This window comes from Pseudomonas sp. HP_14, from assembly GCF_055283875.1.
In genome coordinates, this window is the sequence record NZ_JBTOQI010000006.1 from 37,404 (window position 1) to 52,165 (window position 14,762).

The following is a 14,762-nucleotide window of genomic DNA, read 5'->3' on the forward strand; positions in this document are numbered from 1 at the left end:
CATGGCGATTCGGGTTCAGGCGGAACAGTTCGATCCAGGCTTCGAGGTCAACGCGTTACACGCGGCCAATGTTGGCGTTGGTGCGGTGGTGAGTTTTGTCGGCTACGTGCGGGATTTCAACGAAGGGCGGGAAGTGTCGGGGATGTTCCTGGAACACTATCCCGGCATGACTGAAAAAGCCTTGGGCAAGATTGTGATCGAGGCTGAACAGCGCTGGCCGTTGCTCAGGCTTGAAGTGCTGCATCGGGTTGGCGCATTGGAGCCGGGTGAGCCGATTGTGTTTGTCGGCGTTGCCAGTGCCCATCGTCAGGCAGCTTTTGAGGCCTGTGATTTTGTCATGGACTACCTCAAGACCCGTGCGCCGTTCTGGAAGAAGGAAAACACGTCAGAAGGGCCGAAGTGGGTCGAGGGGCGGGCGAGTGATAAAGCAGCGGCGGGGCGGTGGAAGTAAGTCTGAAGCCGAAATAATAACTGTAGGAGTGAGCTTGCTCGCGATAGCGGTGTATCAGTCAACAAAGTCTTGGCAGATATACCGCTATCGCGAGCAAGCTCACTCCTACAGGTCCAGCCAAGGCTGTTAAACCGGCTGTGCTGGCTTACGCACCACTGCCCGCAACAACTCGGTCGGTGGTGTTTCGCAGCTGATCTTGCGACCCAGTTTCTCTTCAATCGCGGGCAATTGATAAGAGTCGTCTTCACCGGCGAAGCTGATCGACACACCTGCTGCGCCTGCACGGCCTGTACGGCCTATGCGGTGTACGTAGTCATCCGGCACTTCCGGCAGGGTGAAGTTGATTACATGACTGATACCGTCGATGTGAATCCCGCGACCGGCGACGTCAGTAGCAACCAGTACGCGAATCTTGCCTTCGCGAAAGCCTTCCAGCGTCTTGATGCGTTTGTGTTGCGGCACATCGCCTGACAGTTGCGCGGCGTTCACGCCATCACGTACCAGACGTTCTTCGATGCGACGCACTTCGTCCTTGCGGTTGGCAAAGACCATCACGCGCTCCCAGCCGTTATCGGTGACCAGGTTGTAAAGCAGCTTGTATTTGTCAGCACCGGCGACCGCGTAAATGTGCTGCTCGACGTTCTCGCTGGCGACGTTCTCGGCTTCGATTTCAACGATGGCCGGTTCGGTTGTCCATTGCTTGGCGAGGTTCATCACGTCGTCAGTAAAGGTCGCTGAAAACAGCAGGGTCTGCCGTTCGCCTTTGTGTGGCGTCTGACGAATGATCGAGCGCACCTGCGGGATGAAGCCCATGTCGAGCATGCGGTCGGCTTCGTCCAGAACCATCACTTCGACCATGTCCAGATGCACTTCGCCGCGCTGGTTGAAGTCCAGCAGACGGCCAGGGGTGGCAACCAGAATGTCGCAATGCCGCGCTTCAAGCTGCTTGAGCTGCTTGTCGAAGTCCATCCCGCCCACAAACGTCATGACGTTCAGGTCGGTGTACTTGGTCAGGTCCGCAGCATCTTTGGCGATCTGCACGACCAGTTCCCGTGTGGGGGCGATGATCAGTGCGCGAGGCTCGCCCATGTAACGCTCTTTGGGCGGCGGTGTCTGGGTCAGTTGCGAGATGATCGAGATCAGGAACGCGGCGGTTTTACCGGTACCGGTCTGCGCACGGCCGATGGCGTCCTGCCCTTTGAGCGTGAAACCCAGTACCTGCGCCTGAATTGGCGTGCAATAAGGGAAACCGAGGTCTTGAATCGCGTGCATCAATTCCGGGGCGAGGGCGAAATCGTGGAAGCGGGTTTTGCCTTCCTGAGGTTCGACGACGAAATCTTCCAGTTTCCAGGGAGTAACAACCGGCTTGGGCGCACGTTCGCGACGTGGACGCTCAGGCTTGGGTTTGGCAGCAACGGCCTGATCCGCCGTTTCAGCCTGTGCACTCGGCTCTTTAACGTCTGCGCGGGTGCGGGCAGGTGCTGTGGCTGCAGCGCTATGATCCCTTGAGTGGCCTTCAGTCTTGCTTTGCGGGGCAGGGGAAGGAGTAACAGGGCCAGCGGCGAGCGGCTCAGCCTCGCTTTTTCCGAACATCTTTTTAAGTGCTTTGAGCACGGTCATCTCGTCAATTGATTAAGGAATGTACGCCGAGCAGTGTAAAGCAAGAATCGGGCGCGGCGTAGTGTCATGCCAAACGGGCTACATATGCCCAAATTTGTGGGGCCGGCTTTAACCGGGAGGGCGGAGTCTCTGACTAGGCAGGCCCTGCGTCTCACCAACAAACGGCGTCTTATAAAACAACAAATAACTATCTGATTTTGAGTGTTTTTTACTGTAGGAGCGCGCTTGCCCGCGATAGCGTAAGCATAGGCGATAGATTCATCGACTGATGAACCGAATCGCGGGCAAGCGCGCTCCTACAGGTCCCGTTTGCCGTGAGGCAGCGTGCCGCTCCTAGGGATTTGCGCCCTGCAAGCTCCCAATCAGCCGAGCTGGTCGGTCAGCCAGGCGCGGATGTCAGAAATTTCCTCCGGTAACACTTGGTGTTCCATTGGGTATTCCTGCCATGTCACGGTTACGCCTTGCGCTTTTAAACACTCATACGCGGCAATGCCCATGGATTTCTGCACGACATTGTCGAAAGTGCCATGCAAGCAATACACCGGGATGCGTCTCTGACTGTCCGAAAGTTGCAGTTGCTCGCCGAATGTCGGGGCATAAGTAGAAAGGGCGAGTACTCCACCCAATGGACCTTGCCAGCGTTTGAAAGCGGTATGCAGTACCACCGCGCCACCTTGAGAAAAGCCGGCGAGGAAGATTCGCGCCGGGTCGATTCCGCTGTTGCGCTGCCCTTCGATGAGGTCCAGAACGGTCTGCGCCGAAACCTCCAGTTGATCGTGATCGATAGCGCGGGCGGGGCTCATAGCCCTGATGTCGTACCAGCTCGGCATCTCATAGCCGCCGTTGATAGTCACAGCCTGGCTCGGCGCTTGGGGCAGGATGAACCGCGTACTCAGCAGCGATTCCTGAAGCGCTTCAGCCACCGGCATGAAGTCATAGCGATCTGCGCCCAGGCCATGCAGCCAGATGACGCATGCGTCTGAAGTGTTAACAGGTTCGAGAATCAGCGGGTTAGTCATGAGTGCTCTATCCGGGTGCGCTCGCTCTTTTGCAGTGCGTTAATGCGGTGCGCGAGTTGTTAAAAATGAAAGAAGATGTCGCAAGGTTACAAGTTTTTCTCTTGACCTGTCGCTAATTCGACATCGCCACCATGCTGGTACGGCGTTTGCTATAAAAAACCGGGGAGTGAAGCGCTTACCTCGATCGGTAACACTATTGTGCTATTACCGATACGCAACGGGGGCAAGCACGGAGTCCATGCATCAGGATTTGCGGCACGGTTCATCCTGTACCGGATTGGTTCAGGAACATCATGGGGCTTGAATCCTGTAAGCCGTCTAAGATCATGAATGCGAGCGATGAGATGACCTCACGCCCGGCTCATGAACTGGCCTAAAGTCGGATGACCCAAAAATAAGCCAGCACGGGTTGTCAATGCCTCACAAGGGTGCGACGGGATTGAAGCGCCTAAACAACAAAGAGCAAAACTGGAGGTTTGAATGAAGATGTTGAAATCCACCCTGGCCGTAGTAGCCGCTGCAGCAGCACTCGGTGTTAGCAGTTTCGCTCAGGCGGGCGCAACACTGGACGCCATTCAGAAGAAAGGCTTCGTACAGTGCGGTGTGAGCGACGGTTTGCCAGGTTTCTCCGTTCCTGATGCTACCGGTAAGATCACCGGTATCGACGCCGACGTATGCCGCGCTGTTGCTGCTGCCGTTTTCGGTGACGCCACCAAAGTAAAATTCAGCCAACTGAACGCCAAAGAGCGTTTCACCGCGCTGCAATCGGGCGAGATCGACATTCTGTCGCGTAACACCACCTGGACCAGCTCCCGCGATTCGGGCATGGGTCTGGTATTCGCTGGTGTGACTTACTACGACGGCATCGGCTTCCTGGTAAACAACAAGCTGGGCGTCAAGTCCGCCAAGGAACTGGATGGCGCTACCATCTGTATCCAGGCTGGTACTACCACCGAGCTTAACGTTTCCGACTACTTCCGTTCGAACGGTCTGAAATACACCCCGATCACTTTCGACACCTCTGACGAAAGCGCCAAGTCCCTGGAAGGCGGCCGTTGCGACGTGCTGACCTCCGACCAGTCGCAGCTGTACGCACAGCGCAGCAAACTGGCCAGCCCGGCTGACTACGTGGTTCTGCCAGAAGTTATCTCCAAAGAACCTCTGGGCCCAGTCGTGCGTAAAGGCGACGAAGAGTGGTTCTCCATTGTGAAATGGACCCTGTTCGCAATGCTCAACGCCGAAGAAGCCAAAGTGACTTCGAAAAACGTTGAAGCTGAAGCCAAGTCCACCAAGAACCCTGACGTTGCCCGTATGCTGGGTGCTGATGGCGCTTACGGTGCCGACCTGAAACTGCCGAAAGACTGGGTAGTACAGATCGTTAAACAAGTCGGTAACTACGGCGAAGTGTTTGAACGCAACCTGGGCGAATCCACCCCGCTGAAAATCAAGCGCGGCCAGAACGCTCTGTGGAATGCCGGCGGCATCCAGTACGCTCCACCAATTCGTTGATTGACCCGGCGCCCGCCAGCCTTCACCGGCTGTCGGGCGCCGTTTTGTTTCATTTTTCCTGGGGCACTTCATGGAAAAGCAAATCGTCGCACCCAAGCAAAAGCTCTCTTTGAGCGACCCAAAAGTGCGCGCGTGGTTATTTCAGATCATCACCGTATTGGCGGTGGTCTCGTTGGGCTGGTTCATGTTCGACAACACCCAGACCAACCTCCAGCACCGTGGTATTACCTCGGGTTTTGGATTTCTTGAACGCAGTGCCGGATTTGGCATTGCGCAGCATTTGATCGATTACACGGAAGCGGACAGCTATGCCCGGGTGTTTGTCATCGGCTTGCTTAATACGCTGCTGGTGTCGGTCATCGGTATTTTCCTGGCCACAATCCTGGGCTTCATCATCGGCGTTGCACGCTTGTCACCGAACTGGATGATCAGCAAGCTGGCAACTGTCTACGTGGAAGTCTTCCGTAACATCCCGCCGCTGTTGCAGATCCTGTTCTGGTACACCGCTGTGTTCCTGACCCTGCCGGGTCCAAGGCAAGCGCATGGTTACTTCGACATGTTCTTTATCAGCAGCCGCGGTTTGAACATGCCGAGCGCCATTGCCGCTGAAGGTGCGTGGCCATTCGTGACCAGCATCATCGTGGCCATCGTCGCTATCGTGGCGATGACCCGTTGGGCCAACAAGCGCTTTGAAGCCACTGGCGAGCCGTTCCACAAGTTCTGGGCTGGCCTGGCGCTGTTTCTGGCAATCCCGGCTTTGAGCATGTTGATTTTTGGCGCACCGGTGCATTGGGAAGTGCCAGAGCTCAGAGGCTTCAACTTCGTTGGCGGCTGGGTGTTGATTCCGGAACTGATCTCTCTGACCCTGGCACTGACGGTTTATACCGCAGCGTTCATCGCTGAAATCGTGCGTTCGGGTATCAAGTCGGTCAGCCACGGTCAGACGGAAGCAGCTCGCTCGCTGGGCCTGCGCCCCGGGCCGACGCTGCGCAAGGTCATCATCCCGCAAGCACTGCGTGTGATCATCCCGCCGTTGACCAGCCAATACCTGAACCTGGCGAAGAACTCCTCGCTGGCGGCGGCTATTGGTTATCCGGAAATGGTTTCGCTGTTCGCCGGTACCGTGCTTAACCAGACCGGTCAGGCCATCGAAGTAATTGCCATCACCATGAGCGTGTACCTGGCGATCAGTATCAGCATTTCCCTGCTGATGAACTGGTACAACAAGCGCATTGCGCTGATCGAGCGGTGAGGAAACGCGCATGACGACTCATACTTTCAAACCTGATATGCCACCACCGGGCAAAGTGTTCGGCCCTGTGGCGTGGATGCGCCAGAACCTGTTCTCCAGCTGGATCAACACGCTGCTGACCTTGTTCTCGCTGTACCTGATTTACCTGGTGGTTCCGCCGATCCTCAGTTGGGCTTTGCTGGACGCCAACTGGATCGGTACCACACGGGCTGACTGCACCAAGGAAGGCGCGTGCTGGGTATTTATCCAACAGCGTTTTGGCCAGTTCATGTACGGCTACTTCCCGACCGAACTGCGCTGGAGGGTGGACCTGACCGCCATTCTGGCCATCGTCGGTGCGGCACCGCTGTTCATCTCGAAGTTCCCACGTAAAGCGATTTACGCGATTGGCTTCCTGATCATTTACCCGATTGTTGCGTTCTATCTGCTGAGCGGCGGAGCGTTCGGTCTGACCCACGTGGCCACCAGCCAGTGGGGCGGTCTGATGCTGACGCTGGTGATCGCCACCGTTGGTATTGCCGGTGCTTTGCCATTGGGTATTTTGCTGGCGCTGGGTCGTCGTTCCAACATGCCTGCAGTGCGCGTGGTGTGTGTAACGTTCATCGAGTTCTGGCGCGGCGTGCCGTTGATCACCGTGCTGTTCATGTCCTCGGTGATGTTGCCGCTGTTCATGCCGGAAGGGATGAACTTCGACAAACTGCTGCGGGCCTTGATCGGCGTGATCCTGTTCCAGTCGGCGTACATCGCTGAAGTGGTTCGGGGCGGTATGCAGGCAATCCCTAAAGGTCAGTACGAAGCTGCCGCGGCCATGGGCCTCGGTTACTGGCGCAGCATGGGCCTGGTGATTCTGCCGCAGGCGTTGAAGATGGTTATCCCCGGCATCGTCAACACCTTCATTGCCCTGTTCAAAGACACCAGTCTGGTGATCATTATCGGCCTGTTCGACCTGCTCAACAGCGTCAAGCAAGCCACCGCCGACCCGTCGTGGTTGGGTATGGCCACCGAGGGCTATGTCTTCGCAGCCCTGGTGTTCTGGATCTTCTGTTTCGGTATGTCCCGCTATTCCATGCACTTGGAACGTAAGCTGGACACAGGCCACAAGCGTTAGGAGTTTTGACATGAGTGAAGTTATCACCAAGCCTCTGGGCGCCGAAGGCATGATCCGGATGGAAGGCGTCCATAAATGGTACGGCCAGTTCCACGTGCTCAAGGACATCAACCTGAACGTGCGTCAGGGCGAGCGTATCGTCTTGTGCGGCCCGTCGGGCTCGGGCAAATCCACGACCATTCGTTGCCTGAACCGTCTGGAAGAGCACCAGCAAGGCAAGATCATCGTTGATGGCACCGAGCTGACTTCGGACCTGAAGCAGATCGAAACCATCCGCCGCGAAGTCGGCATGGTGTTCCAGCACTTCAACCTGTTCCCGCACCTGACCATTCTGCAGAACTGCACACTGGCCCCGATGTGGGTGCGCAAGATGCCGAAGAAAAAGGCTGAAGAAATCGCCATGCACTACCTGGAGCGCGTACGCATTCCAGAGCAGGCGCATAAATTCCCGGGCCAGCTTTCCGGCGGTCAGCAACAGCGTGTGGCGATTGCCCGTGCGCTGTGTATGAAGCCGAAAATCATGCTGTTCGACGAGCCGACCTCGGCACTCGACCCGGAAATGGTGAAAGAGGTGCTGGACACCATGGTTGGTCTGGCAGAAGAAGGCATGACCATGCTCTGCGTAACCCACGAAATGGGCTTCGCCCGCACCGTGGCCAACCGCGTGATCTTCATGGACAAAGGCGAAATCGTCGAACAGGCTGCGCCGAACGACTTCTTCGACAATCCACAAAGTGACCGTACGCGTCTGTTCCTGAGCCAGATCCTGCATTGATCGGTTGAGTGATGGACTGAAAAACCCGGACGTGTGTTCGGGTTTTTTTATGGGTGTTAAAAAGCACATTCATTATTAAAAATAGGGAGTGAATTTTTTGTTCCGATCTTCCTGGAAACCTATTCTCACGCATATAAAAAACAGCACTCCGGTGATGAGAAGAGGTAGTGGGTTGAGTGGGGCAAAATACAGAATCATCGTCAGAATTTTGAGGGTGTAAAAAATCGAAAAAAACATTATTTGCAAATACACTCCAAAGGCATAGAACCTTTGTCTTCTCGTTGGTTTGGTATTTTGCTTGGGTACGATATCTACAAAAAGCGTAGTAGGGGGCTTGTCTTTCATTAGCCAGCGGTTGAATTTTTTTGGAAGGATAAATGTGAAAGCATGTGCGACGACCATGAATGATGCCCAGGATTTTAATGTTTCGCTGTCGTTTGCGCCAAGAAGAGGGATGTCCCCTTCGTTGATGAAATCTCTAAGTGTGATCATTATAAAAATGTTGTATAGGACAAGAATAGCTAGCTTCAGTAAGAAAAATCTCTCAAGGTCTAATAAGAATCTTGCCCAAAGGGCCGGTATGTAAAGCAATAAAGTCAGAGTAATGAATGCTGCGGGGTGTATGGTCTCGCTCATGTAATAGGTTACCTGTATTTTGGAGCTTTTATGTAGTCGGGCGGAGGCTTCTACGTCGATAGCATCATGAAGTTACCTTCTTCTCACTGTTGTTTCATATGAATGGCTCTCTATCTACAACGTGCGTCCGTGTTTTCTATGGTGAATACGTACGCACCAAATACCTAGTGCGACGCAGATAGGGTAGGTGACGTACCCAACCATCCTCCACTGCTGGGGCTCCAGTGTTATGAGCTCTGAAAGGATGTAATTAAAAACCGCTGTGTAAAAACCTGCGCCGCATAAGACGAAAATTGATAGCCTTAAAAAATACAATATTCGATCTATATTTATGGTTAGAGGTATTTTGGTTCCGTCTAACGCTTTATGGAATACATGCGTATTTTTTGGGTGTTTATCTGGCTTGCGTAAGCTTGCCATCATGTACCCGTATGCTAGCGCGATGATGAATGAGAATAAGTCGACGAAAGGAGCGTCTTCGATGTTGGTTAGTGGTATGTTTCCTGTTCTGGAAATGCCGATATGTATGATCATAAACGCTATGTTGTAGGTGAAAAACATACGATATGAAGTAATAGTGAAGTCGATGCGAGATGAGGCGCGCTTCGCCCAAATTGAAGGTAGGAAGAGGAGGGTGCTGATAACGAAGAAAATAATGTATAAGGTGAGTTCAATCAATTGTTTTGCTCTAGGCTGTCGTGAATGCCTCTAGACGTGAAGATCCCGCTCGCAGCATCAAACCCAAGAACCCACTTTGATGTGAATTTGTAAGCTCTCGCGTAGTCAGTGTCCATATAATTAAATAACCTCCAGGCGTCTGGTTTTAGTGTATTTCTGAATGCGCCTAACAATGAGGTGCCTATGTCAATCACTCCATAAGCAACGTCACCTCCTGCTTTTCCGTAACCCTGAAATTCAGATGCCTTGCGGTATATCATTCTAGTTGCGCCCACTGTGTCGGACCTGCCCTGCCATAAGTTAACTGTGTTTTCGTGGATGTTGTTCATGCCGTGCGCAATCATGAACGCACCTCCCACGCATGCGGCTCCACCTGATGCAGTACATATTGCGACTCCACCTGCGAACTGAAACCCTCCTGCGACTAGGCCTACAGATTGAGAGAGGACTGTCCATTGGTGGCTTGTCAGTAATGTATGTTTATCTCTGAATGCCTTTAAACCCTCCAGAATACTTTTTTTGCCACCTTCAACATCCCGAACAATCCCCTGCGCGTAATACGCAACTTCCCGATTAAATTGCAGCCGCAACATCCCATCCTGAATATTCTGCATGCTCAACGTACAAGCGTGATTCGTCAGCGCAACAGCGGCCTGTTTAAGCTGCTTGGTCTCGGACGTATTCGACTTAGGCTCTGCCATCAGGACTCGCCCCAGTAGCTGTAACCGCTAGTACCTGCTGCGTGGTGAGTCCAGCTAATGTCGCCATAACGAATGGCCAGTTGTTCGACGGGTTCGGCGTCGTTATCGAGGGTGACGTGAGGTGTCTGGACAATCAGGTTTTCGATGACCGCTTCCTTGATCTCGACGCTGTAGAACTTCTCCTGACTGCCATTGGGCGTGGTGCGATAGAAATCGATCTTGCAGGTGACGGATTCCCGTTGCGCCAAGGCCTGTGCCAATAAAGGTGATGACTTGTCGATGTTCTTGGTAATGACGACGGGCATGTGCGTGGCGCGGTCGATGTTGGCGACGTTGGCCATCTGGTGCGTATAGGACAGCACCATGATTTCGTTCAGGTGTGCTTCCTGGCATTTGTTACCCATGGACTCTGGGGTTGAACAGCCGGCGGAAATATCGCCCTGTTCTTTGCCCTTGATGGTCATGTAAATGGGATGAGCCATGATTGATCGTCCTGAAATAAATGGCCGATCAGTTTAGGGAGGAGGGTTCAAGGGTTATGTAGGGCGTTTCTGTGATTGTTGAAGGACGTTGCGCGTAAGCGTCGGCCCGGTGTTTCTGATACCACGCTGCCGCGAAGCAAGCATGAACCTTGTAGGAGTGAGCTTGCTCGCGATTCGATTTTTGTTTCGATAAATTGTTGCCCGACCTTACGCAATCGCGAGCAAGCTCACTCCTACAGTAAAAAGTATTCCAAATCAGGTAGTTATATTTTGTTTGATAGGAGTTGCCGAAGGTTTCTCGGTGCTGAGCAGGGATTTCTCAACCGCCCCGCGCGCCATATCAATCAAGTGCACCACCGAAAACGCCAGGTCGCGTTTGCTGCCGCTCAAGTGATCGGCGGACTCATAGGCAGTGGCCGCTGCGCAACGCAGCAGGTCGGCGGCATGGGCCATGGTTTTGGCGGCTGAATCGGTGTTGGTGTTAAGCATGTACAACTCCTATTGGATACGGAGCCAGCACGCTTCGCGACTAAACGAAGGGTGGCGGCTGTGCAGCAGGTTAGTCGACCGGACAATAGGAGAAACCGGCGCACCCGAAGATGCCCTGCGCACAGCCACCATAATGGTGAGCACCTGTGCGCCTATTGGTCCGGGCGACTAAACCCGATCGCTGATGTGCAGCGACCGACGCAGCCTAGTGAGCCGGATTTACAGGCGCAAGTGAGGGACAAGTTTCTCGGAAAGGTCTGGCAGGGGGAAGGGATCAGGTCTGGCAATGTGTTGCGGCAGATGCATGTAAAGCAGAATCAGAGCTGCGCAGATGTTCGGTCAAGCGTAGACCTGTTGGAGCGAGGCTTGCCCGCGAAGAACGAAGACCCGGTATCCCTGAATGACCTCATTAAGTGGTTCGCGAGCAAGCCTCGCTCCAACAGGCTTGATCTGTATTCAATCCCCGCGAAACTTGTATTCATCTGCATTCTCCAACACGATGCACCTTTTTGGCGCTCTGCGCTGCTTCATCACCTGCCCCCACGAGAATGAAATGACGACCAAGGCGCCATCGGCGAGCACGACCCTGCAAGATCAACCCTCACTGCTTAAAAGTCGCTGGCTGCTCTTGCTCGGTCTGGTGCTGGTAGCGCTTAACCTGCGCCCGGCGCTTTCAAGCATCGCGCCGTTACTCAATGATGTGTCTGACAGCCTGGGCATGTCCGCCGCCGAGGCCGGGTTGCTGACCACGTTGCCAGTGTTGTGTCTGGGGCTGTTCGCGCCACTTGCGCCATTGCTTGCGCGCCGTTTTGGTGCGGAGCGGGTGGTGCTGGTGATTCTGCTGACGCTCGCTGGCGGGCTGGCGTTGCGTAGCTTGTTTGGCGAACCCGGCCTGTTCATCGGTAGCCTCTTGGCTGGTGCCAGTATCGGCATTATCGGCGTCTTGTTGCCCGGTATCGTCAAGCGCGACTTCCCTCGGCAAGCTGGCGCTCTGATGGGGGTCTACACCATGGCGTTGTGTCTGGGCGCGGCGATTGCGGCGGGCTCAACGGTGCCGCTCAGCCAGTATTTCAATGACAGTTGGGCGATCGGTCTTGGTATCTGGTTAGTGCCTGCAGTCATCGCCGCCATTGTCTGGTTTCCCCAGGCTCGCGAAGCGCACGACAGCAATCGTGCGGTCTATCGCGTCAAAGGCCTGCTGCGTGATCGCCTCGCGTGGCAGGTCACGCTGTACATGGGGTTGCAGTCGTCGCTGTCGTACATTGTTTTTGGCTGGCTGCCCTCGATCCTGATCGGTCGCGGGCTGTCGCCGACACACGCGGGGCTGCTGCTGTCAGGTTCGATCATTGTGCAGGTCATCAGTGCGTTGAGCGTCCCATGGCTCGCCACGCGCGGCAAGGATCAGCGTTTGCCAATTCTGTTGGTGATGATCCTGACCTTGACCGGTCTTTTCGGCTGTCTTTATGCGCCGCTGGAAGGTTTGTGGGCGTGGGGCATTCTGCTGGGAGTGGGGCAGGGCGGCACGTTCAGCCTCGCGTTGGCCTTGATTGTTCTGCGCTCGCGTGACTCGCATGTGGCCTCCAACCTGTCGAGCATGGCTCAGGGCATCGGCTACACGATTGCGGCCATGGGGCCGTTCGCCGTAGGTGTCGTGCATGACATGACCGGCAGTTGGGACGCCGTCGGCTGGATATTCGCTGTGCTGGGCCTGGGTGCAGTCATCGCGGGGATGGGCGCGGGGCGCGCCTTGTTTGTCGATGTGACCAGCGAAAAAGTTGAGTAGCAGAATTTGCCCGGTGAATGTCTGTAGTAAAGCGGCCAAATGCCGCTTATCGTGCAGGCACCTTTTGCTCCAATGGACCTGTATGCATGAGCGACGAAGATAAACGCCTGATCAATAACGCGCTGATTACCCGCTTCTACGAGGCCTTCAACCGCCTTGACGCAGAAGCCATGGCCGCCTGCTACACAGATGACGTGCTGTTCAGCGATCCTGTCTTTGGCGAACTGCGCGGCCAGCAGGCCAGCGACATGTGGCGCATGCTCACGTCACGGGCCAAGGATTTCTCCCTGACGTTTGATTGCGTGCGCGCTGACGAGCGCAGTGGCGCTGCACATTGGGTTGCTACTTATCTGTTCAGTCAGACGGGCAACACCGTGGTTAACGATATCCAGGCGCGCTTCGTCTTTCGCGACGGCAAGATCGCGGAGCATCACGATCAATTCGACCTGTGGCGCTGGTCTCGACAGGCTTTGGGCATCAAAGGCCTGTTGCTCGGCTGGACGCCGATTGTGCAGAACGCCATCCGCGCCCAGGCCCAGAAGGGCCTCAAAGCGTTTCAGGCCGGGCGTTGAGCCTCTGATAGAATCGCGTCTTTCGCGTTATTTGATCTGTTGCCATGCCTGAAGCCTTGTCCTCATCCGTCAACGAGACACCCGAACCAGCGGTCAGCAAACCCTGGTTCGTGTACCTGGTGCGCGCTGAAAATGGTTCTTTGTACTGCGGCATCAGCGACGATCCGCAGCGCCGTTTCGCAGCCCATCAGAGTGGCAAAGGTGCACGCTATTTTTACTCCAGCCCGGCAGTGGCGCTTGTTTATGTTGAGCGGTGTGTGAGCAAGGGCGAGGCGTTGCGTCAGGAGCGCTTGATCAAGAAGCTGAGGAAGAGTGCGAAGGAGTGTCTGGCGGCAGGGTATTGCTCTGCGCCTTGACCATAATTCTCCGGACGTACGTAATCTGTAGGAGTGAGCTTGCTCGCGATAGCAGTGCATCAGATAAATAATGGGTGTCTGACCCACTGCTATCGCGAGCAAGCTCACTCCTACAGATTTATATCTTTTCAGGCACTTCAGTTGGATGTTACGACAGCGGTTGTCTGACACATGGTTGTTCGCAGCCTGCGGCAGCTCCTACAAGAGCCTGCGTTTTCGATCACTCGCTGTGATGATCTGCCATCAGGGTTGTCGGGTAGGCTCGGTGCTTCTGGCCGGGTAAGCTGCTGGCTTACCTTCTGTTGGAAAGCCAGCCATGACCGACATCATCCTGCACCATTACCCCACTTCGCTTTTCGCCGAAAAAGCCCGTTTGATGCTGGGGTTCAAAGGCCTGTCCTGGCGCTCCGTCAGTATCCCTTCGATCATGCCAAAACCCGACCTGACCGCGTTGACTGGCGGCTACCGCAAAACTCCGGTGCTGCAGATCGGCGCGGATATCTATTGCGACACAGCGCTGATGGCCCGCCGTCTGGAACAGGAGAAAGCCTCGCCTGCGTTCTTTCCGGACGGGCAGGAATTTACGGTTGCCAGCTTTGCGGCGTGGGCGGACTCGGTCATGTTCATGCACGCGGTGAGTCTGGTCTTCCAGCCTGAGTCGTTGGCCGTGCGCTTTGCCAAGGTGCCACCTGAAGGGGTGAAAGCCTTCGTCGCTGATCGCGCTGCGTTGTTCCAGGGTGGCAATGCAACCCGTCTGCCCGTTGAGCAGGCCAAGCATCAATGGCCAACGCTGATGACGCGCCTGGAGTTGCAGTTGGAGCGCAATGGCGACTTCCTGTTTGGCGTGCCGTCGATTGCTGACTTTTCGGTTGCCCATACCCTGTGGTTCCTCAAACAAACTCCTGTGACTGCGCCGTTTGTCGATGATTACCCTGAAGTGGCGGCGTGGTTAGGGCGCGTGTTGGGTTTTGGCCATGGCGCACCGAGCGAGTTGAGTTCGGCTGATGCGGTTGAGATTGCCTTGAACGCGACGCCTGCCACATTGCCGGATGAGCAGTTCACTGATCCCAATGGCTTCAAGTCGGGAGATCACGTGACCGTTTCAGCGATTGATTACGGGGTTGATCCGGTTGAAGGCGAGTTGGTGTTCAGTGGCCGCGAAGAGCTGATTCTGCGTCGTGAAGACGAGCGGGCGGGTGTGGTGCATGTGCATTTCCCGCGGGTTGGTTTTCGGATCGAGAAGCACTGAAGTTCGTTATCTGTAGAAGCTGCCGAAGGCTGCGAAAGCGGTCTGTCTGACATACCGCGATTCGCAGCTTGCGGCAGCTCCT

Annotated in this window: 13 protein-coding genes and 2 pseudogenes; 9 read left to right on the forward strand and 6 right to left on the reverse strand. The window is 55.1% G+C overall.

Annotated elements, in window-relative coordinates:
• Position 1: 1 nt before the first annotated feature.
• On the forward strand, positions 2-451 hold the full coding sequence (gene moaE / locus ACYASS_RS06135) for a molybdopterin synthase catalytic subunit MoaE (protein ID WP_463585477.1): 450 nt from the start codon (positions 2-4) through the stop codon (positions 449-451).
• A gap of 126 nt (positions 452-577) precedes the next feature.
• Here the strand turns inward: moaE and rhlB are convergent.
• A pseudogene (rhlB, locus tag ACYASS_RS06140) lies at positions 578-1,858 on the reverse strand (ATP-dependent RNA helicase RhlB); the annotation flags it as partial.
• Between the two features lie 575 nt (positions 1,859-2,433).
• Entirely contained in the window at positions 2,434-3,090 is a 657-nt protein-coding gene (locus tag ACYASS_RS06145) for an alpha/beta hydrolase (protein WP_463585478.1), read from the reverse strand.
• A 480-nt stretch (positions 3,091-3,570) separates the two neighbouring features.
• On the opposite strand from ACYASS_RS06145, the gene ACYASS_RS06150 reads away from it, so the two are divergent.
• The 4 genes from ACYASS_RS06150 to ACYASS_RS06165 all read left to right on the forward strand — a co-directional run bounded on the left by ACYASS_RS06150 (position 3,571) and on the right by ACYASS_RS06165 (position 7,734).
• Positions 3,571-4,599 carry an amino acid ABC transporter substrate-binding protein gene (locus tag ACYASS_RS06150; protein ID WP_027900709.1) on the forward strand — a complete coding sequence of 343 codons (1,029 nt, stop codon included), beginning with the start codon at positions 3,571-3,573 and terminating at the stop codon, positions 4,597-4,599.
• Between the two features lie 70 nt (positions 4,600-4,669).
• On the forward strand, positions 4,670-5,851 hold the full coding sequence (locus ACYASS_RS06155) for an amino acid ABC transporter permease (RefSeq protein WP_087268992.1): 1,182 nt from the start codon (positions 4,670-4,672) through the stop codon (positions 5,849-5,851).
• A 10-nt stretch (positions 5,852-5,861) separates the two neighbouring features.
• Complete coding sequence (locus tag ACYASS_RS06160; RefSeq protein ID WP_122666080.1) at positions 5,862-6,959, forward strand: amino acid ABC transporter permease; 1,098 nt, start codon at positions 5,862-5,864, stop codon at positions 6,957-6,959.
• Positions 6,960-6,969: 10 nt separating this feature from the next.
• The gene (locus ACYASS_RS06165) at positions 6,970-7,734 is read left to right on the forward strand and encodes an amino acid ABC transporter ATP-binding protein (RefSeq protein ID WP_027900712.1); all 765 of its coding nucleotides are present in this window, start codon (positions 6,970-6,972) and stop codon (positions 7,732-7,734) included.
• 75 nt (positions 7,735-7,809) lie between these two features.
• On the opposite strand, the gene ACYASS_RS06170 is transcribed toward ACYASS_RS06165, so the two are convergent.
• The 4 genes and pseudogenes from ACYASS_RS06170 to ACYASS_RS06185 all read right to left on the reverse strand — a co-directional run.
• A complete protein-coding gene (locus ACYASS_RS06170; RefSeq protein WP_463585479.1) occupies positions 7,810-8,370 on the reverse strand; it encodes a hypothetical protein in 561 nt (186 codons plus the stop codon).
• Between the two features lie 674 nt (positions 8,371-9,044).
• Positions 9,045-9,749 (reverse strand): DUF4225 domain-containing protein, encoded by a 705-nt coding sequence (locus tag ACYASS_RS06175; RefSeq protein WP_463585480.1) that lies wholly within the window; start codon positions 9,747-9,749, stop codon positions 9,045-9,047.
• Positions 9,749-10,231 (reverse strand): Hcp family type VI secretion system effector, encoded by a 483-nt coding sequence (locus tag ACYASS_RS06180; protein ID WP_463585481.1) that lies wholly within the window; start codon positions 10,229-10,231, stop codon positions 9,749-9,751. Before ACYASS_RS06180 ends, ACYASS_RS06175 begins: the two co-directional genes overlap by 1 nt.
• A 255-nt stretch (positions 10,232-10,486) precedes the next feature.
• Positions 10,487-10,699: pseudogene (locus tag ACYASS_RS06185) on the reverse strand (DUF6124 family protein); the annotation flags it as partial.
• 574 nt (positions 10,700-11,273) lie between these two features.
• Between ACYASS_RS06185 and ACYASS_RS06190 the strand changes: the two are divergent.
• The 4 genes from ACYASS_RS06190 (at position 11,274) to ACYASS_RS06205 (ending at position 14,680) form a co-directional block, all read left to right on the forward strand.
• Positions 11,274-12,503: a CynX/NimT family MFS transporter gene (locus ACYASS_RS06190; RefSeq protein ID WP_463585482.1), complete on the forward strand. Its 1,230-nt coding sequence runs from the start codon at positions 11,274-11,276 to the stop codon at positions 12,501-12,503.
• Positions 12,504-12,589: 86 nt separating this feature from the next.
• Positions 12,590-13,075 carry a nuclear transport factor 2 family protein gene (locus tag ACYASS_RS06195; RefSeq protein ID WP_463585483.1) on the forward strand — a complete coding sequence of 162 codons (486 nt, stop codon included), beginning with the start codon at positions 12,590-12,592 and terminating at the stop codon, positions 13,073-13,075.
• A gap of 44 nt (positions 13,076-13,119) precedes the next feature.
• Positions 13,120-13,431 carry a GIY-YIG nuclease family protein gene (locus ACYASS_RS06200; protein WP_463585484.1) on the forward strand — a complete coding sequence of 104 codons (312 nt, stop codon included), beginning with the start codon at positions 13,120-13,122 and terminating at the stop codon, positions 13,429-13,431.
• A gap of 316 nt (positions 13,432-13,747) precedes the next feature.
• Positions 13,748-14,680: a glutathione S-transferase family protein gene (locus ACYASS_RS06205; RefSeq protein WP_463585485.1), complete on the forward strand. Its 933-nt coding sequence runs from the start codon at positions 13,748-13,750 to the stop codon at positions 14,678-14,680.
• The last annotated feature ends 82 nt before the right edge of the window (positions 14,681-14,762 follow it).

What these genes read in the sequence shown, in the direction of transcription:
- moaE (WP_463585477.1), top strand. Translation starts at nt 2, where the DNA reads ATGGCGATTCGGGTTCAGGCGGAACAGTTCGATCCAGGCTTCGAGGTC.
- ACYASS_RS06145 (WP_463585478.1), bottom strand. Translation starts at nt 3,090, where the DNA reads ATGACTAACCCGCTGATTCTCGAACCTGTTAACACTTCAGACGCATGC.
- ACYASS_RS06150 (WP_027900709.1), top strand. Translation starts at nt 3,571, where the DNA reads ATGAAGATGTTGAAATCCACCCTGGCCGTAGTAGCCGCTGCAGCAGCA.
- ACYASS_RS06155 (WP_087268992.1), top strand. Translation starts at nt 4,670, where the DNA reads ATGGAAAAGCAAATCGTCGCACCCAAGCAAAAGCTCTCTTTGAGCGAC.
- ACYASS_RS06160 (WP_122666080.1), top strand. Translation starts at nt 5,862, where the DNA reads ATGACGACTCATACTTTCAAACCTGATATGCCACCACCGGGCAAAGTG.
- ACYASS_RS06165 (WP_027900712.1), top strand. Translation starts at nt 6,970, where the DNA reads ATGAGTGAAGTTATCACCAAGCCTCTGGGCGCCGAAGGCATGATCCGG.
- ACYASS_RS06170 (WP_463585479.1), bottom strand. Translation starts at nt 8,370, where the DNA reads ATGAGCGAGACCATACACCCCGCAGCATTCATTACTCTGACTTTATTG.
- ACYASS_RS06175 (WP_463585480.1), bottom strand. Translation starts at nt 9,749, where the DNA reads ATGGCAGAGCCTAAGTCGAATACGTCCGAGACCAAGCAGCTTAAACAG.
- ACYASS_RS06180 (WP_463585481.1), bottom strand. Translation starts at nt 10,231, where the DNA reads ATGGCTCATCCCATTTACATGACCATCAAGGGCAAAGAACAGGGCGAT.
- ACYASS_RS06190 (WP_463585482.1), top strand. Translation starts at nt 11,274, where the DNA reads ATGACGACCAAGGCGCCATCGGCGAGCACGACCCTGCAAGATCAACCC.
- ACYASS_RS06195 (WP_463585483.1), top strand. Translation starts at nt 12,590, where the DNA reads ATGAGCGACGAAGATAAACGCCTGATCAATAACGCGCTGATTACCCGC.
- ACYASS_RS06200 (WP_463585484.1), top strand. Translation starts at nt 13,120, where the DNA reads ATGCCTGAAGCCTTGTCCTCATCCGTCAACGAGACACCCGAACCAGCG.
- ACYASS_RS06205 (WP_463585485.1), top strand. Translation starts at nt 13,748, where the DNA reads ATGACCGACATCATCCTGCACCATTACCCCACTTCGCTTTTCGCCGAA.